The sequence below is a fragment of the Hymenobacter sp. 5516J-16 genome (genome assembly GCF_022919335.1).
In the GTDB taxonomy this organism is placed as follows: Bacteria; Bacteroidota; Bacteroidia; order Cytophagales; family Hymenobacteraceae; genus Hymenobacter; species Hymenobacter sublimis.
Genome location: NZ_CP095058.1, coordinates 476,559 through 493,136, shown reverse-complemented (window position 1 = coordinate 493,136; position 16,578 = coordinate 476,559). Strand labels below are relative to the sequence as shown.

The window sequence follows — 16,578 nt, the reverse complement described above, 5'->3', positions numbered from 1 at the left end:
CGACGCTTTTAAAAATACGCGCGCAACGCGCCGGGGTTATTCGCCGGCCGCTACGCAGCTACTAGCTTGGCCTGCTTGCGCCGCTGCTTGCGCAGGCGGTTCAGCCACAGAATAGTGCCCGTGATAGGGAAGGTGAAGCCCAGCACGCACACCACCAGGCTGATAATTTTGGAGGGCCAGCCCCAAATAGAACCCGTGTGCACCGGCTTAAACAAGCCCCGAACGCGCTGCCCCAGGTTGCGCTGCTCGTAAGTCTGCTGGCTTAGCACCTGGCCCGAGTACTGGTCGAGGTAGGCTTCGTCGGTGGCGTTTTCGTAGGTAGCGTTAGGCCGCAGCGTAGCTACCCGAATGCTGCCGGTAGGGTCCTTCGGCAGTTGCAACGAGTAATACACCGATGAAGGAGCCAGCTCCCGAGCCCGAGCTAGGGCCGCATCTGCCGTGAGGCCGGACACTGCCGGAGCCGGAGCGGCGCCAGCTTCTGGGGTTACAGCAGGGGTAGCCGTAGCAGCACCCGGCACTACCGAAGTTGGCGGCTCGGGGCGTTGCATGGGCGAGTTCGTCACGGCGTAGATGCCTTTGTTAAACCACTCAAATGACCAGGCCAGCCCCGTAAAGGCAAACACAAACAGGAACAGCGCCGAGTAAAACCCGAGCACGATGTGCAAATCGTGGTTGAGGCGCTTCCAGCCGCCAGTCCATTTCACCTGCAGGCGCTGCTTTACAGCCTTGCGGGTAGCGGGCCACCAGAGCACCAGGCCGGTCAGGATAATGAACAGGAACATCACGGTGCTCACGCCCACAATCAGCTTGCCGATGGGGCCGCCCACCATACCGCGGTGCAGGGCCATCATCGTGAAAAAGAACGTTTCGCGGTAGTTCAGCTCGCCCGTTACAGTGGCCGTGTAGGGATTCACGAACACCACCGGGCCGCGGCCACCTTCGCCGCCCCCGCCTTTGCCACCTTTGCCTTCCGCGCCGCCTTTGCCGCCCTGGCCTTCCTCGCGGCCGCCCTCGGCGCGCTGGCCTGCCACTTGCGGGCCTTTTCCGGCTTCGGCGCGGCCCTCATGGCCTTGGCGGCCTTCTGCTTTCTGCTCCTTGCCTTCCCCTTTGTGCTCACCGCCTGGGCCACCGGGCGCGCCGGCCAAGTTGAACTCCACGGTGCGCGCGGGGTCAGCGTATACCTTCATGCCCGTGATTTTAGCGTCGGCTTTGTAGGCTTTTACAGCGGCTGTGAGGCGCTCTAGGGGCAGGGCAGGGGTAGCAACCGGCGCCACAAAGTAGCGCTCCGGGTGCCAGGCCTGCTCCAGCTCTTTCTCGAAGACGAGGATGCCGCCGGTCAGGCAGACCACGGCAATAATCAGCCCCGAAACCAGGCTGAGGTAGAGGTGAATGTTGCGGAAGAAGGTTTTCATGGGGCTAAAATACAAGGCGGAACGTCGGGCGAAAACCCGAAAGGTGGCTAGTTGCAGCTAGCACCTCCCGGGTTTTCCTTCACTCACTTTTCTGTGTCAGCTAGCGAACTAGCCTTCGGCTGCTACGCGCACTACAGGCGGTAGCCCAGGGTAGCTGAGAAGTTGCGCGGGGCAATGGGGTTCACACTGTTGTCATCGTGCATGTTGTAGCTCAGCTCATTCAGCAGGTTGGCCATTTTCACGCGCACCGAAAACCGGTCGTAGCTGTAGCCCAGCGAGGCATCAAACTGCAGGTAGTTCGGAATGCTGATGAACTTGTTGGCATCCGTGCCGGTGGGCCAGGGCTTGCCGTCGGCAGGGTTTACTGTGCGCGGATTGCGGCCGGCCAGCTTGTCGCCGACGTAGTAGGTAGTGACGCCGGCCGTGAGGCCCCGTAGGAACCCGTTCTCACCGAAGCTGCTCCCGAAGTTGTAGAACAAACTCAGGTTAGCCGTGTGAGCCGGATTGTAGCGCAGGCGGCTGCCGTTCTCGAAGATGTTGCTGTTGGTGTAGGCCGTGTGGTTGTAGCTGTAGCCCGCAATAAACGAGAGGCCATACATCGGCTTGCTCTGAATGTCTACCTCCACGCCTTTGCTGGTCACTTCGCCAGCCAGCTCCTGAGGGCTGGTGGTCTGTGCTGTCTGGAAGCGCGGATCAGTGGGCAACACGCTCTGAATTTGGTTACTGTTCACAATGCGGTAGGCCGTTACGTTGGCCGACAGCGCGCCTTTGAACAAGTCGTTCTTAATGCCTACCTCGTACTGGTCGATAATGGAAGGAGGCAGGGGCTTGCCCTCCAGGTCGACGGCCGTATTGCTTTGCGGCGTGAAAGAGCTAGAGTACGAAGCAAACAGCGCCGTAGTCTTGATGGGCTGGTACACCACGCCCAGGCGGGGCGAGAAGGCATCGTCGTAACGGCGGTTGTTCACCAGCTGACCGGCCAAGGGGCCGAATTTGTTGGTGCCAACGCGGTTGGCTGCCGTGTTATAGTAGTACAGGTCGCTGGGGGTTTCCTGATAGCTCCAGCGCAGCCCGGCCAGTACTTTTACTTTCTCCGAGAGGCTAAGCAAATCTTGCACGTAGAAGCCGGCCCGGCGCGTGTTGCTCTGGGTAGAGAGGTTGCGCACCAGCGCGTAGAAGCCCCAATGCGCTCCTTGGGCTGGGCCACTACCTTGCTGCGGTTCAGAATGTTGATGGCGTCGTAGGCTGTTACGTTGACCCGGGAGTTGGTAGCCGAAGTCGGACCGGAATACGCCAGCGTGTTGGTCAAGTACTGATCCGCATCGGCCCCGATAAGCACCGTGTGCTCCAAAGAGCCAGTGCGGAACTTGCCGGTCAGGTCCAGTTGGGCCAGGAAATAGTTTTCGTTGGTTTCGGTGCGCTGCAAGCTGCGGGTCAGGTCGCCGTAGGTAGCAGATGTGGGGCTGGCCACTGGGGGTACCGGGCGGGTAGCAGTGCGCAACTCGTTGTCGTAGCGCTGGAAGCCGGCCACGCCCCGGATCTGCCAGGTGTCGTTCAGGCGGGTAGTGAGGGTAGCGGTAGTGCTGGTTTGGTTGGTGGCATTGCTGGCGCCCGGCACGTTCAGGAAGCGGCTCCGCGACTCTTGAATTACGTAGTCGATGGCACCAATACCGTAGTCAGGTGTGCGGTTGTCGCGCAGGTAGTCGCCCTCCAGTACTAGCGTAGTCTTGGGGCTCAGCTCAAACAGCAGGGACGGATTCACATACACCCGGTTTGATTTCACCTCGTCGCGGAAGCTGTTGCCCTGCTCGTAGGTGCCGTTGAGGCGGAAGGCCACTTTCTCGCTCTTGCCCACGGCCCCGTACACATCTACCAAGGGCTTCCAGAACCCGAAGCTGCCCACGCGCAGACCTACCGAGCCGCCGCGCTCAAACTGGGGCTTCTTGGTTACCAGGTTCAACACCCCACCCGCGGCCACGTTGCCGTAGAGGATGGCGGCGCTACCCTTCAGCACTTCCATGCGCTCTAGAGAGCTAGCCTCGGGCATCACCCCGTTATTGAAGCGCACCCCGTTTTTAAAGGTGTTATTCGAGCCGTAAGCAAAGCCGCGGCTACCCAGTTCTTCTTGGGTACCGCCGGTGGTGCTGGTTACGTAGAGGCCGCTCACGTTGACCAGTGCGTCGGAGAGGCGCAGCACCTGCTGCTGCTCCAGCACCTGGCGTTCCACGGTTACGGCGCTCTGGGGCAGGTCTAAGGAAGCTACCGGCAGCTTGCTGATGCTGGTGGGGCGCTCATTCAGGCTGCGGTTGCCGGTTACGGTTACTTCGCTCAGCTGCTGGTTGCTCTGAGCCAGGGAAAAGGCCGGTAGCGTGTTGGTTTCGCCAGCCGTAATAGTAACCGTCTGCTCCTGGGAGGTGTACCCCAGGCTGCTTACTACTAGCTGGTAGGAGCCAGCTGGGGCCGAGAGGCGGTAGCTGCCATCGGTGCCAGTGGTCGTGCCAAAAGAGGTGCCTTTCAGGGCCACCGTCACGCCTTCTACGGGCTGCCCTTTGTCGTCCTTCACTACCCCCGCCAAGCGGCCCCGCTGCGCTACGTCGTCCTCACCGTGCTTTACGGAAGCAACCGGAGCATCCGGACCGTTCAGTAGGGGGCGGCAACACCAGACAGCGGCAGAGAAAGAAGCAGGAGCAGAGGTAAAGGTCGGGACATATGGAAGGCAGCCAACGGCGGGCAGCTTATTTAGACTGATTTAAAACAATGCAAAGCTCAGGTCTATTTAGATAGATACAAAACAGTTCTTTAGAAAAATTATATACTTACAAGAATGTCCATGAATATCAATAGAGTTGCCTGTTGTCAGCTAGCCCAGGTACAGGATGGATAACTAAAAAAGCCCGACCATAGGTCGGGCTTTTTAGTTGCTAAGTAGGTGTGAGTAGCAACTGTTATCAGTTAGCTTAAGTCGTCCGTCATGCAGAGGCGGAGCCGAAGCATCTGGCGGGCTGACGTTAGGATTACCGCTGCAACATCAGCCCGCTAGATGCTTCGGCTCCGCCTCTGCATGACGTTCAAGATTCATTCGAATAGGCTCCAAGTCAGCCACTAATGTTTTACACATTGTGGAGATGCATATTTTGCGTCTCTTCATTGCTGGCGTTGTTTACCAGATGGTATTAGACCAGTCGTTCAACGACGAGTCTCCAAGTATTGCGTCTCTACCTTGTTCTGTTGGGTTATTGGCTGATTCCTCCCACTTCTCAGTGCAACACGGCGGCCTGGGTGTGGGCGGTAGCACCCGTAGCAGGCAGGGCGAAGGCATCGGCCAGCAATTCGTAGGAGCGGAGTCGGTCGTCGAAATCGTGGGTGATGGTGACGGCCACGACTTCATCGACCTGGTAGGCGGTGGACAGTTCCTGCAAGTCGGCTTTCACCTTATCGGGGGTGCCGCTAATAATGCGCTGGTGATGGTAGGCCAGGCGGTAGCGCAAATCAGCCGGTAGGCCCGCCACATTGGCTTTCTCGACGGTATCAATGGGGGAATATTGGCCAGTTTCAAGCTTGAGCATTTGCAGGGCCAGGTTGTCGGCCAGGGCCTGGGCATGGCCGGCGGTATCGGCGCACACCACGAAAATGGCCACGTTGGCCTGGGGCGCAGCCAACTCCGGGGAAGGCTTAAACCGGTCGCGATACAGCTTCATGAGCTTGGGGCCGCTGTTGGGATTGATGAAGTGGGCAAACGAGAAGGCCGCACCCGCTTCGGCCGCGAACAGACCGCTTTGCCCACTGGAGCTCAGCAGCCACAGTTCCGGGTAGTGTCCGTAAAAGGTGAGGCTTTCACCCGGGCATGTATGGTGTCGAGCACTACCTCGTCGCGCAGGTAAGCACGCAAATCCATGAGCTGCTTGGCGAAATCTTCGTCGCTGAAGGTGTTGTGGGGGTTGAGGGCGTGGGCCGTAATCCGGTCGGAGCCGGGGGCGCGGCCGATACCCAGGTCGATGCGGCCGGGGTACAGGGTTTCGAGAAGGCGGAAGTTCTCGGCTACTTTCAGAGCGGAGTAGTGGGGTAGCATCACCCCGCCCGAGCCCAGACGGATGCGGGAGGTTTCGGCCCCAGCCGGGCCAGCAGCACCTCCGGGGCCGAGCCGGCCAGGGTGTTGGTGTTGTGGTGTTCCGACACCCAGAAGCGGCGGAAGCCGAGCCGGTCGGTGAGGCGAGCCAGCTCCAGGGTATGGTGCAGGGCCTCGCGCGGGGTGCGGCCCACCGGCACCGGAGACTGGTCCAGCACGCTCAGGTGAAGGGAGGAAGGCGTTTCCATGGCAGAAGAATGATCAACCCGAATAACCGCCGCGCCACCTCAGAAGTTTGCGCGGCACTTCCCTTCTTGTGCCGAAGCCAAGTTACATGCCAATGGGTAGCCGCCGCTGGGGTAGGGGCGGCAGGGGAGCCGGCCAACGCAGGCGCTACTCAGCCGGGACGGGCGGGGCGCTGTCGTTGCTTTTGCGCAGGGGTAGCTCCGGCACGAACAACGTCATCAGCAGGCCGCCAGCTACCAGGAATATGTTGAACAGGTACACCCGCGAAATAGCCTGGGAGAAGGCTGCCTTCAGCGCCGGTGATACCTGCGCCGCTCCCGGCCCCGGCACTACTGGCCCTTCCGAAACCGCCACCATCGGCGGCGCCGGTGCCCCGTAGCGGGCAGGCTATGCGTGAGCGTAAAGGTGAGAATGGCCCCCAACACCGAGGCCGTAATGGCTCCGCCAATCTGCCGAAAAAACTGGCTGGCCGACGTGGCCTGGCCCATCAGCTGGGGCTCAATGGCGTTCTGAATAGCTAGTGTGTACAGGGGCATGGTAGGCCCCAGCCCGATGCCACACAGTAACAGGTAGCCCAGCACCTGCCGGTAGCTGACCGTGACGGGCATGGTGGCCAACAAGGACAACCCCCGAGCAGCACTACCAAGCCCCCAGCATCCAGCGCTTGTAGTGGCCGAAGCGAGAGACCATCTGCCCGGCCAGCAAGGAGCCCAGCACCACTCCCATCGACAGCGGAATCAGGCTAACGCCCGCCCGGGTAGCCGACACACCCAGCACGTTCACCATAAACAAGGGCTCGAAAATGATGATGCCCAGAAACGCGCCGCCTAGCAGAAACAAGGCCGCGTTGGCCGTCCGGAAAACGTGGTTGCGAAACAGCCCGAAGTCCAGAATTGGGTTGTCGTGCCGCAGGCTGCGCCTCACAAACAGAGCCAGAGAGGCCACTGCTACCGCAAAAAGCCCGAGCGTAACCGGGGATGTCCAGCCGTACTCCGCCCGGTTGAGTTGCAGGGCTACCACCAGCGGCACCAGCCCGGTTAGCAGGAGCAGGGCGGCCAAGTAGTCAATGGGCCTGGGTTTGCCGGCGGGGCGGAGGGCGGGCATCTGGGTCAGGATAAACCAAAGGGCCAGCAAACCCAGCGGCAGATTCACGTAGAACACCAGCCGCCAGCCCGCTACCCCGGAATCAGGTCGGAGCCCTGGTCGGTCAGGAAGCCGCCCAGGAAAGGCCCCAGCACCGAGGAAGTGCCAAACACGGCCCCCGTATAGCCCTGGTAGCGGCCTCGCTCGGCGGGCGGAAACAGGTCGGCAATAATGATGAAAGCCATGGCAAACAGCCCGCGCCCCCAAAGCCCTGCACGGCCCGAAAAACCACGAGCTGGTTCATCCCATCACCGAGCAGGGGTAGGGGGCCAAATTCCCCGGCCAGACCGCACAGCATGGAACCCACCAGAAATATGCTCACCGCCCCAATTTCAATTTTGCGCCGCGAGTACGTGTCGGCTAGCTTGCCGTAGAGGGGCACCAGCGCCGTGCTGGCCACCAGGTACGCGGTAGCCACCCAGGTAAAGCGGTCCAGCCCGTGCAAATCGGCCGCAATGCGGGGCAGGGCCGTGCTGACAATGGTTTGGTCGAGGGAGCCCAGGAACATGGCCAGCAGTACGCCCGCAAACGTGAGCATCTTCTGCCGGTGGGTCAGGTTTTCGGTCATGGAGGCGAAGGAATGAACCTGCCTCTACGGCCCCCGCCGCCCGAAGATGCTTCGGCACAGGTTTTCAGGGCCTCTTAGTTAGCCAGCAAAGCACAGCGGCACTACCGTTATTCGGCTTCCCGCAAGTCCCCGGAAACAGTACCCTGCAACGCTAGCAACTTCGGTGTGCCGGGCTGTACCTTCGCGGCCACATGATACCTACGCTTACCCTTGCTCTGCTGTGCACGTTTGCCTTTTTGGCTGGATTGGTTGACGCCGTTGTGGGTGGCGGCGGCCTGATTCAGCTGCCCGCCATGCTGGTGCTGCTCAAAGGCACGCCGGTGCCTACCATTTTCGGGACGGGCAAGGTTTCCTCTCTTATGGGCACGGCAGCGGCCCTGCGGCGCTACGCCGGGCAGGTACCCATCCGGTGGCGGGCGGTGGGCGTGGCGGCTGGTGTAGCGGGCATCTTCTCGTTTCTAGGGGCGCGGGTGGTGAGCATGTTACCCCAGGAGCTACTGCCTCCGTTGGTGCTGGGCCTGCTGGTGGTTATTGCCATTTACACCTTCTGGCGCAAAGATTTTGGCTCGATTCACGCCCCGCGCCTGCCCGAAAATCGGGAGCCGCTCTACGGGGCGCTGATTGGCCTGGTTATCGGGTTCTATGATGGGTTTTTTGGTCCCGGCACGGGTTCTTTCCTGCTGTTTGCCTTCGTAGGCCTGTTTGGCTACGATTTCATTACGGCCTCTGCTTCGGCCAAGCTGGTCAACGTGGCTACCAACCTGGCGGCCCTGGCCTACTTCGCCTACACCGGCCAGATTCTGTGGGCCGTGGCCGTGCCCATGGCCATTAGCAACATCATCGGCTCCACCCTGGGCGCCCACCTGGCCCTGCGCCACGGCACCGGCTTTGTCCGTATTTTATTCCTGGTAGTAGTCAGTGCCTTCATCCTCAAGCTCAGCCTACAAGTGTTCGAAGTGAGCTTGTGGTGAAACAGGGAATGAGTACCTGAGTGAAGTACTGTCATGGCGAGCAGGTGGCGCCGTCTGTTCTCTCTTCTGCGACAAGGCGAATAAACTAACAAGCCCTTACTGCCAGCGCGGCGATAAGGGCTTGTCACATGTCAGAGCGGTAGTACGCAGTCAGGACGGATAGCTTCAGTGCCCTCGCCATGACAGTGCTTCACTCAGGTACTCATTCCCCGTCTACTCCTCGTAGCGGCTGGGGAGGCCGGGGGCAGCGTTGCCCTGGACGCCCTGGCTGCTGGGAACTCCCATTTTCTCCTCGCGCTTGCGCTGGTACTTATCGAACTGCTGGGGGGAAAGTGTCTCCTTGAGCATGGCTAGGCGGGCCTGGCCAATATCGTCAACTACGCCGGCCATTTTGCGCACGTCGCGGCCGTACTTCTGGCGGGCGGATTCCACGCCTCGTACGCTGATTAGGTTGATCTGGCGCACCTTCTCTACCTGCTGCGGGGTTAAGGCCAGAGCCTTCTGCATGTTGTCGGTGAGGGCATTGGCGCGGGCCTCCACTTGGGCCGGGTTGGGCGCGGCGGGCTGGGTAGCGGCCGGAGCTGCGGGTTTCGGTTTGGGCTTAGTGGCGGTTTGGGCCAGCAGGGTAGCGGGGGCGCTGAACAGCAGCAGCGAAGCGAGCAGGGTAGTTTTCATGCGGGGAAGTAGCGAAAAGTCGGGGCAGCGAAACAGACGAGAACTGCTACCTGCGCTTTCCACCTGTAAAGATGATGCCAGAAGTGTAATCTGCCACCCACAACGCACAAACGGCTGGTTGTATTCCACGGCAAGAACAAAATCTGGACGGGCCGGCGCGCAACCTTTCCCCGGGGTTTCCATACACAGATTATGCTGCTGCCCGGCGGCACCACTTTGCCCAAACCTATGAAACCTGATACCCGAAATACTCTGCTGGCCGCCGCGGCTGGCGCCGTGGGCCTACTGGCCGCTACCCTTTACTCCAATCGTCGGGGCAGCTACGAGCTGGCTGGTCGGGTGGTGCTTATTACCGGCGGCTCGCGCGGGCTAGGCCTGATTCTGGCCCGCCAAGCCGTGGCCGAAGGCGCCAAAGTAGCCATCTGTGCCCGCGACGCCGAGGAACTGGAGCGCGCCCGCCAGGAGCTAACCCAGAGCGGAGCCGAAGTGCTGGCCCTGGTCCGGGACCTCACCAACGCCGAGGAAGTGCAGACCCTGGTGGCGGAGGTGCAGCACCAACTCGGCCCCATTGATGTGCTGGTCAATAACGCCGGCATCATCACGGCTGGCCCCCTCGATAACATTGAGCTGCGCGACTACCAAGATTCCATGGACACCCACTTCTGGGCCCGCTCCACGCCATGCAGGCCGTGCTACCCAGCATGCGCCGCCGCGGCGAGGGACGCATTGTGAACATAGCCTCCGTGGGCGGTAAAGTACCAGTGCCGCATCTGGCGCCCTACTGCGCCAGCAAGTTTGCCTTGGTGGGTCTTTCGGAAAGCTACCGTGCTGAGCTGCTGCAATATGGCGTTCAGGTCACGACCGTGTGTCCCGGGTTGCTGCGCACCGGCAGCGCCCGCCACGCCATCGTGAAGGGCCAGCATAAGAAGGAGTACGCCGCTTTCATCATTGCCGACTCCCTGCCCATGCTCTCAATGAATGCGGATGCGGCCGGGCGGCAAATCTGGAATGCCTGCCGCCGCGGCGACGCCGAGGTAATCCTGAGCGTGCCGGCCAAAGTGCTTTCTACCCTGCACGGCCTGTTCCCGGGTACTACTGCCGATGTGCTAAGCTGGGTGAACCGCAGCTTGCCCAAGTCCGGCGGCCCCTCGGCGACGAGCGGCGCCGGGGTTACGAAAGTGAGTCGGAACTGAGCCGCTCCTGGCTTACTACCCTCACCCGCAAAGCCGAAAAGCAAAACAACGAACGGTAAGCCCCTTACGCTTCTTCTAGCCCTCACGAGGGAGCCGTACTATTCGCCATTGAAAAGAGCTTAAGCCCGCACCAAGCAAAAGCGCCCGGTCATCATGACCGGGCGCTTTTGCTTGGTGCGGGCTGTAGTAAAGCGCTGCGCTTAGCGTGCGAATACGGAGGTGTAGGTGTTGGTTCCCTGCTCGCTGGTTTGGGTCAGCTTGATGCGGAGGGTAGTGCTGGTGAGTTCCTCCACGGCGAAGTGACGGGTCACGTCAGGCTGGGAAATAGTCAGCGAATCGCCGGTCAGTTTCCAGGTGCCGGTGCTTTGCTGAGGAGCCTCGGGGTAGGCTTTTACGGCTGCCTCATCCAGGGTGTAAGCGCCGCTGGTAGCAAAGCTGTGCAGATTGTCGCGCTGGGCGGGTTTCATGCGGGGGAAAATGTCCACGGCGGGGGCAGCTGTAGCACCCGGAGCGACCGTAGCCAGCGTCAGGCTGGTTAGGTGCCAGGGACCAGCGGCCAACAGTGCCGGTTTCGATTGGACGGTAGTAGCGGCGTCTGCCACTTCCTGGGCGGGGTCTTTAATCTCCTCAATCTCTTTCTCACAGGAGGCAAACACGAGGGTGCTAGCCAGCAGGCTCAGGAACACGGGCAGTTTCTTCATGAAAACGGGTTTTGGTGATTGTGCAACAACACGCTTCGAGGCGTAGTATATCTGCGACATATGCCTGACTTTTTACGTCCAACTTCTCTACTACTCGGCTCCCTGGTGGATACCGTTGATGCAAAGCTAAGTAATTATAATTAATGCTGGTTCAGGTAGTTATCTATTTTGGCAGATTTGTACCACGTTCTCCTCATCTGGTACAATATATAGTGCATTTTATTAGCAGGTTCATATCATTATCCTTTAAAAATGAAAATAGCCAGCTGGGTAGTAGCTGGCTAATATATAGGTGCAATAGTATTTTATGGGTTAACTAGTCGCCGGCTGGCACTGTAGGCATACATACGTAGCTCGCCCACCAACATAAAATTTTTCTATTTTAGTCTCGGGGTGACGAGGGCAGTACAAGTGCTTATCAGTACCTGGCGTCGCGGAATCATCCCATTCCCGGGCATGGATGAGAAAACCAGCCGGAAAATCCCGGTAGGTAGCCTCGTGCCCGATTGCGGTGCGTAATACCAGCTGAATGGCTTGGTGCAGATCTTTAAATTCTGCAGTCGACAACGTGTGGGCCGTACGCTCGGGATGAATCCGGGCCTGAAACAGCACTTCATCTACAATCCAATTGCCAAGGCCGGCCGTGATGCTTTGGTCTAGCAGCAGCGGTTTTAGGATGGTTTTGCGGCGCTGCAGCTTGTGCTCCAATTCCTCCACGGTAATAGCAAGGGCATCGGGGCCCAGCTTTTTGGCCTGCTGGTAATGAGCCACGCTTTCCGCCAGCCGGATGCGTCCAAACTTACGCGGGTCGATGAAAGCAACCCGCAGGCCGGAAGCTAGGTGGAAGGCGACGCGGGTGAAACGGGGCGCGTCGGTTTCGTCGCGGTAGGCACCCACGTCGCCAGTCATGCCGAAGTGTAGCACCAGGGCCAGGCCGCTGTCTAGCAGCAGAAAACAGTTTTTGCCGAGTCGACTTGTACCAATAACCGTGCGGCCCACCAGCGCCTGGCGCAACGTATCTTCGTCAACTGCCAGTACGTGCGGGTCTTGCACTTCAACGGCCACAATGGGCTGCTGTAGCATCATCTCTTCCAGAAAACGGCGGTACGTTTCAACTTCTGGTAATTCGGGCATCTGGCTGTAGGGTCAGGGTAGGGTTCAGGAAAGAAGGGCTGCGGCCTTAAAGTGGCGACAACTAGTAGAAAACAAGCTCCACACTAGCCTTCGTTCCCAACCCAGCGGCTAAGCTCTAACGGGCTCTTGGCCGTTTCATTGCTTTCAGAGTTGCAGTTGGCCTTCCACTACAACTACGCCGGTGCCGCCAATCTGCACGGCGTCAATGGCTTGGCGGGGCCCCAGCACGCGTACCTGTACCGTGCCCGGTCGGCCCAGCCAATGCCCTTGCTCGGCTATAAAATCGGGGGAGGCCAGGTAGCCGTAGTGCCAGAGGTAGGCCGCCATGCCGCCGGTAGCGGAGCCCGTAACGGGGTCTTCCAGCACATCGGGAGGGGTGCAGAGGTGACGGGCGAAGGTGGTGCCAGCGGGGGTAGCACCTTCCAGACAAAACAGGTGGGAACTGAAGAAATCAGTGCGGCGGCGGTATGCTTCCAGGGCAGCGGGATTGGGTAAGTGCGCCCGCCGGAGGGTAGCGGCATCGCGCAAGAACACCATCAGCTGGGGCGTGCCCGTACTTACCGTTTGAATAACCGAGCCCGGCACCAAGTCCTCGGGCCCAAGGCCGAAAAGAGCCAGCACCTGAGCTGGCTCATGCACCTGCCCAAAGACGGGCCGGCGCTGGGTCATGAGTACCTGGGCCGGCGCAGCAGAAGCCGCGGGAGGCAGCACCGAAATGGCAATGGGGCCGTGCAGCAGTTCCAACTCCAGGGCCAGTGGCTCGGTAGTAGGCTGCGCTAGCCGCCCGTGTGCAGCAGCGCCGTGATGGTAGCAATAGTGGGGTGGCCAGCCAGGGGAATTTCCTCACTGGGAGTAAAGTAGCGGACGCCAAAAGCCGCCACGCGTGAGGAGCGCACAAAGGCCGTTTCGGACTGGTTAAACTCCTGGGCCAAGCGCTGCATCTGCTGATCGGTCAAATCATCAGCATCAAGCACGACGGCACAGGGGTTGCCGCCCAGGGCCGTTTGGGTGAAGGCGTCTACCAGCAGAAAAGGATAGGAAGGCATTGCAAAAGAGTAGGTGTGAGGCCAAAGGTAGCCGACACGCGCAAAGCCTGGCCTAGTTACCAGCGTACCTGAGCACAGCGCAGTTCCTGCAGTTACGATAGGTAGGCGCTCTATGTACGCTGGAGCACTGTTCAGTACTCCTATAGTAGTAGCAACAAAAGCAAAGGCCAGCTTCCGCGGAAGCTGGCCTTTGCTTTTATCAGAAGCGCGCACAAGTGCGTTACGAAGGATCGGAGAGCATGGCTACCTGCCGGCCGGTGGTATCAAAAATACCGCCGCTGCGGCTGATGTAAAGTCGGCGCTGCTGCCCATCAACCAGCACGTAGGGATAGTTGGTGCTTTCCGAGCGGGTTAGGCGGCCCACTACCTGCGCCGTGCGGTCATCGGGGTCTACGCGCACCACGCTCAGGCGGTTGGTGAGGTAGAAGAACTGGTCGGGATTGTCGCGGAAGGTAATTTTGCCTAGCACGCTCACCGGACTAGCCGCGGTGGCTACCGTGCGCACCGGGGCCGTAGCGCGGTCGGCTAGTACGGCGGGCGCAGCGGAAGGAGCGGCCACGCGGGTGCTGGCTACAATCTGCTGGTTGGCTCGCTGCCAGCCCTCCCCAATGGAGGTGAGGCGGGTGCGGCGGCCCGGGTGGGTAGGCGACGCCTCATCATCGGAAACAACGGCCATACCGGCCTGGGCCTGCGCTAGGCTAGCGCCCATCTTGCGCAGAACAAAGCCCGAAAACTCGTCGGCTTCCAGCTCGTCGGCGGGGTTGGAACCGCCAGCACGCAGGGTGTGCCCGTTGAGGTGGTGGCCCATTTCGTGGGCCAGAATGCTGATGCCAGCCCAGTCAGTACGACCAGCGCGGTTCACGGCGGCCACAAACTGCGGGTTATATAGGAGGTAGCGTTTGCCACCATATACTACGGCGGCGGCGTTTTGTACTTCGGTAGTTGCCCGCAGCTCAAAGCGAGGCTTGAGGCCCACTACATCCGTGATTTCGCGCAAAACGTCGCGCTGCCCGGTAGTGGATTGCGCTTGCAGCGAGCCGGTAAGTAGGAGCCACCCGGCAAGCACCAAGCCTGCGAAGCGGCGGAAGAAGCGAGGGTGGTTCATGAAAAAATCCAGTTAAGTGTAATGGTTTGATAACAAGAACCTTGCCGAAAATTATCGGCCCAGGGTAAGGAACTAAAAGTGGGCAAGTAAAGTTTGAAGCCCATATTTATGTGTGAGTACCGCTAACTAAAACCGCTCGATGCGGAGTTGAAAAGCGAGGTGAAGACTACAGAATTCGTACTGAGCTACATGGAAAAAACACAATTGAGGTGGAATAGGTTCATCTGGGTGGGTGCTACTGTACTAGGACTACTGGCTGTCACCGCCGGCTCATCTGTAGCCCAGGATGCCTGCCTGCTGGAGCCCGTATCTTTGCGCCAGCGCATTGCCGCCGCCACCGTAATTGTGGAAGCCCGCGTAGCTGCTACCCGCAGCCAAGACGAAGGGCCGCACATCGTAACTCTTAACGAACTCGAGGTATATAAAGTATTCCGCGGCACGCTGCCGGCCGGAAAGTTAACCGTGGTAACGGCTGGCGGCACGGTAGGGCTACGGCGGGAAGAAGTAACTAACTCACCCCAACTAGCTGTAGGTCGGCAGGCCGTGTTTTTACTGGAGCCCGATCCGCAGCAGCCGGGGCGTTTCCGTCTCTACGCCGGGCCCCAGGGGCTTATTAGCTACGACCTGAACACGGCCACCGCCGCGGAGCCCTTTGCTCGCTACGCTTCCATTGAAAACGACCTGTATCCGACCCTCGAAGCGCAGACCGGCCAGGCCTTTCGCCCCGTGCAACCCAATGCTCCGCTGCTGGCCCGCCTGAAACGGGCGGCTCGGCCTGGCGCCGCGCCGCTCATCAGCGGGCTGAGCCCCACCACTATTACGGCCGGCACCACCAGCGTGCTCACCATCACTGGCTCGGGGTTCGGGGCCACCCAGGGCACGGGTACCGTGGGCTTTCGGAACTCCGACAACGGCGGGCAGTCCTTCGTTTCCCCCTGGCTGCTGACTACGTGAGCTGGTCGGACACGGAAATTAAGGTGCGGGTGCCTTCCACTACCATCGGCGACGCAGGCACAGCCGGCTCCGGGGCCGTGCTGGTAACCAATGGCACCGCGGAAAGCGCCCTTAGCGCTGATAACGTGACGATTGACTACGCCCTGACTAACCTGAGCTACCAGACCAGCGCTACGGCGCCCCTGAGCCCCTACCGTGTAGCCCTGGTTGGCCGCGACGGGCAGGGCGGCTACACCTTGCACTACAACGAGCGTTTCGCGGCCAACACCGCTGCCAAAGAAGCTTTCGAGCGGGCCCTGCTGACCTGGCGCAACGGGGTAGGGGCCAACCGCCGCATGGCTGCCACCACCACTACTACCAATGCCAATGCCCGGGACAATGTGAACATTGTCAGCTTTGATGATGCCGGGGAGCTAGCAGCCGGGGTGCTGGGCGTCACCTACTCCTACTACGCTGGCTGTAGCACGAACGGGGGAGTATCAACTGGGTGTTGGCCGAAACCGACTACCTCTATGACGAGGAGCGCAACTGGCAATTCACCTCCGCCAACCCCACCAACGGACAATTCGACTTTGAAACGGTAGCCCTGCACGAGCAGGGCCACGGCATTCAGCTTGGGCACATCATCAGGCCAGGAGCGGTTATGCACTACGCCATTGCGCCCAACACCAAAAATCGTGTACTCAGCGCGGCCAGCGACATAGCCGGGGGCACGGCCGAAACCAATTTTAGCCTCTCCGCGGTAAGCTGTAACTACGCCACGTACGCGCGCCAGGCCCCGGCGCCGCTGCCCGTCACGCTGGTAATTTTCGGGGCGGAAGCGGGCCCAGCCGGCGTACAGCTACGGTGGCGCACGTCGGTGGAGTTGAACAGCCGCTACTTTGCCGTGGAAGCTGCCGACGACCCAGCGGCCAGCAGTTGGACCGAGCTTACCCAGCTGCCCGCCGCCGGTACCAGCACCACACCCCGCGACTATGCGTACCTGGATTCCCGGCCCCTATCGGGCCTGCGTTACTACCGCCTGCGTCAGCAGGATCTGGACGGGACCGTGCAGTATTCGGCCGTGGTAACGGTAGCGCCCGGCGCCAGTGCCACCCTAACCGCCTACCCCAACCCCTTTACCACGGAGTTACAGGTACAGCTACCGGCCGCGCCGGCGGCTACCCTACGCCTACTCGACCTCACGGGCCGCAGCGTGTACTCCGCGCTTGTGCCCGCCGCCCAAACCTTATTGACCCTTACTCCGCCCGATTTGCGCCCTGGTGTGTACTTGTTGGAGTGGCGCAGTGGTAACCAGGTGCAGCGCACCCGGTTGGTGAAACAGTAAGCTAGCCTATGGCTAACTAGTAACTAGGTGTAGAAAT

16 protein-coding genes and 4 pseudogenes are annotated in these 16,578 nt (G+C 60.4%); 5 read left to right on the top strand and 15 right to left on the bottom strand.

What is annotated here, in order from left to right; genetic code table 11:
* Window positions 1–50: 50 nt before the first annotated feature.
* The 9 genes and pseudogenes from MUN84_RS02430 to MUN84_RS02390 all read right to left on the bottom strand — a co-directional run bounded on the left by MUN84_RS02430 (window position 51) and on the right by MUN84_RS02390 (window position 7,375).
* Entirely contained in the window at window positions 51–1,412 is a 1,362-nt protein-coding gene (locus MUN84_RS02430) for a PepSY-associated TM helix domain-containing protein (RefSeq protein ID WP_244696496.1), read from the bottom strand.
* A gap of 131 nt (window positions 1,413–1,543) precedes the next feature.
* Entirely contained in the window at window positions 1,544–2,869 is a 1,326-nt protein-coding gene (locus tag MUN84_RS02425; RefSeq protein WP_244698599.1) for a TonB-dependent siderophore receptor, read from the bottom strand.
* A 563-nt stretch (window positions 2,870–3,432) separates the two neighbouring features.
* Window positions 3,433–3,936: pseudogene (locus tag MUN84_RS02420) on the bottom strand (carboxypeptidase-like regulatory domain-containing protein); the annotation flags it as partial.
* A 733-nt stretch (window positions 3,937–4,669) separates the two neighbouring features.
* A complete protein-coding gene (locus MUN84_RS02415) occupies window positions 4,670–5,110 on the bottom strand; it encodes a hypothetical protein (protein WP_244696495.1) in 441 nt (146 codons plus the stop codon).
* A gap of 92 nt (window positions 5,111–5,202) precedes the next feature.
* A pseudogene (locus MUN84_RS02410) lies at window positions 5,203–5,726 on the bottom strand (MsnO8 family LLM class oxidoreductase).
* Window positions 5,727–5,871: 145 nt separating this feature from the next.
* Entirely contained in the window at window positions 5,872–6,081 is a 210-nt protein-coding gene (locus MUN84_RS02405) for a hypothetical protein (RefSeq protein ID WP_244696494.1), read from the bottom strand.
* Window positions 6,054–6,350, bottom strand: coding sequence for a hypothetical protein (locus MUN84_RS02400; protein WP_244696493.1), 297 nt, complete (start codon window positions 6,348–6,350; stop codon window positions 6,054–6,056). Before MUN84_RS02400 ends, MUN84_RS02405 begins: the two co-directional genes overlap by 28 nt.
* A 13-nt stretch (window positions 6,351–6,363) precedes the next feature.
* A complete protein-coding gene (locus tag MUN84_RS02395; protein WP_244696492.1) occupies window positions 6,364–6,885 on the bottom strand; it encodes a hypothetical protein in 522 nt (173 codons plus the stop codon).
* Between the two features lie 14 nt (window positions 6,886–6,899).
* Window positions 6,900–7,375: pseudogene (locus tag MUN84_RS02390) on the bottom strand (MFS transporter).
* Window positions 7,376–7,626: 251 nt separating this feature from the next.
* On the opposite strand from MUN84_RS02390, the gene MUN84_RS02385 reads away from it, so the two are divergent.
* Window positions 7,627–8,406: a sulfite exporter TauE/SafE family protein gene (locus tag MUN84_RS02385; protein ID WP_244696491.1), complete on the top strand. Its 780-nt coding sequence runs from the start codon at window positions 7,627–7,629 to the stop codon at window positions 8,404–8,406.
* Window positions 8,407–8,619: 213 nt separating this feature from the next.
* Here the strand turns inward: MUN84_RS02385 and MUN84_RS02380 are convergent, their stop codons facing one another.
* Window positions 8,620–9,081 carry a hypothetical protein gene (locus MUN84_RS02380; protein ID WP_244696490.1) on the bottom strand — a complete coding sequence of 154 codons (462 nt, stop codon included), beginning with the start codon at window positions 9,079–9,081 and terminating at the stop codon, window positions 8,620–8,622.
* A 192-nt stretch (window positions 9,082–9,273) separates the two neighbouring features.
* Between MUN84_RS02380 and MUN84_RS24355 the strand changes: the two are divergent.
* Window positions 9,274–10,274, top strand: a pseudogene (locus MUN84_RS24355) (SDR family NAD(P)-dependent oxidoreductase).
* A 200-nt stretch (window positions 10,275–10,474) separates the two neighbouring features.
* On the opposite strand, the gene MUN84_RS02365 reads toward MUN84_RS24355, so the two are convergent.
* The 5 genes from MUN84_RS02365 to MUN84_RS02350 form a co-directional block, all read right to left on the bottom strand.
* Window positions 10,475–10,975 carry a DUF5004 domain-containing protein gene (locus MUN84_RS02365; RefSeq protein WP_244696487.1) on the bottom strand — a complete coding sequence of 167 codons (501 nt, stop codon included), beginning with the start codon at window positions 10,973–10,975 and terminating at the stop codon, window positions 10,475–10,477.
* Between the two features lie 312 nt (window positions 10,976–11,287).
* Window positions 11,288–12,109 carry a DNA-formamidopyrimidine glycosylase gene (gene mutM, locus MUN84_RS02360; protein WP_244696486.1) on the bottom strand — a complete coding sequence of 274 codons (822 nt, stop codon included), beginning with the start codon at window positions 12,107–12,109 and terminating at the stop codon, window positions 11,288–11,290.
* Between the two features lie 144 nt (window positions 12,110–12,253).
* Window positions 12,254–12,853 (bottom strand): PhzF family phenazine biosynthesis protein, encoded by a 600-nt coding sequence (locus MUN84_RS22715; protein ID WP_262920614.1) that lies wholly within the window; start codon window positions 12,851–12,853, stop codon window positions 12,254–12,256.
* A 32-nt stretch (window positions 12,854–12,885) separates the two neighbouring features.
* Complete coding sequence (locus MUN84_RS22710; RefSeq protein WP_262920613.1) at window positions 12,886–13,155, bottom strand: PhzF family phenazine biosynthesis protein; 270 nt, start codon at window positions 13,153–13,155, stop codon at window positions 12,886–12,888.
* A 220-nt stretch (window positions 13,156–13,375) separates the two neighbouring features.
* On the bottom strand, window positions 13,376–14,260 hold the full coding sequence (locus MUN84_RS02350) for a membrane-binding protein (RefSeq protein WP_244696485.1): 885 nt from the start codon (window positions 14,258–14,260) through the stop codon (window positions 13,376–13,378).
* 228 nt (window positions 14,261–14,488) lie between these two features.
* Here MUN84_RS02350 and MUN84_RS02345 point away from each other — a divergent pair, with 228 nt between their 5' ends.
* Genes MUN84_RS02345 through MUN84_RS02335 form a run of 3 tightly spaced genes read left to right on the top strand, consistent with a single transcriptional unit; the run spans window position 14,489 to window position 16,541 of the window.
* On the top strand, window positions 14,489–15,214 hold the full coding sequence (locus tag MUN84_RS02345) for an IPT/TIG domain-containing protein (RefSeq protein WP_244696484.1): 726 nt from the start codon (window positions 14,489–14,491) through the stop codon (window positions 15,212–15,214).
* The gene (locus tag MUN84_RS02340; RefSeq protein ID WP_244696483.1) at window positions 15,211–15,798 is read left to right on the top strand and encodes a hypothetical protein; all 588 of its coding nucleotides are present in this window, start codon (window positions 15,211–15,213) and stop codon (window positions 15,796–15,798) included. Before MUN84_RS02345 ends, MUN84_RS02340 begins: the two co-directional genes overlap by 4 nt.
* On the top strand, window positions 15,702–16,541 hold the full coding sequence (locus MUN84_RS02335; RefSeq protein ID WP_244696482.1) for a T9SS type A sorting domain-containing protein: 840 nt from the start codon (window positions 15,702–15,704) through the stop codon (window positions 16,539–16,541). Before MUN84_RS02340 ends, MUN84_RS02335 begins: the two co-directional genes overlap by 97 nt.
* Window positions 16,542–16,578 lie beyond the last annotated feature (37 nt).

Bases quoted from the DNA above. Each gene is read 5' to 3' on its own strand.
- MUN84_RS02430 (WP_244696496.1), bottom strand. From the start codon at position 1,412: ATGAAAACCTTCTTCCGCAACATTCACCTCTACCTCAGCCTGGTTTCG.
- MUN84_RS02380 (WP_244696490.1), bottom strand. From the start codon at position 9,081: ATGAAAACTACCCTGCTCGCTTCGCTGCTGCTGTTCAGCGCCCCCGCT.
- MUN84_RS22710 (WP_262920613.1), bottom strand. From the start codon at position 13,155: ATGCCTTCCTATCCTTTTCTGCTGGTAGACGCCTTCACCCAAACGGCC.
- mutM (WP_244696486.1), bottom strand. From the start codon at position 12,109: ATGCCCGAATTACCAGAAGTTGAAACGTACCGCCGTTTTCTGGAAGAG.
- MUN84_RS02385 (WP_244696491.1), top strand. From the start codon at position 7,627: ATGATACCTACGCTTACCCTTGCTCTGCTGTGCACGTTTGCCTTTTTG.
- MUN84_RS02405 (WP_244696494.1), bottom strand. From the start codon at position 6,081: ATGGTGGCGGTTTCGGAAGGGCCAGTAGTGCCGGGGCCGGGAGCGGCG.
- MUN84_RS02365 (WP_244696487.1), bottom strand. From the start codon at position 10,975: ATGAAGAAACTGCCCGTGTTCCTGAGCCTGCTGGCTAGCACCCTCGTG.
- MUN84_RS02350 (WP_244696485.1), bottom strand. From the start codon at position 14,260: ATGAACCACCCTCGCTTCTTCCGCCGCTTCGCAGGCTTGGTGCTTGCC.
- MUN84_RS02415 (WP_244696495.1), bottom strand. From the start codon at position 5,110: ATGAAGCTGTATCGCGACCGGTTTAAGCCTTCCCCGGAGTTGGCTGCG.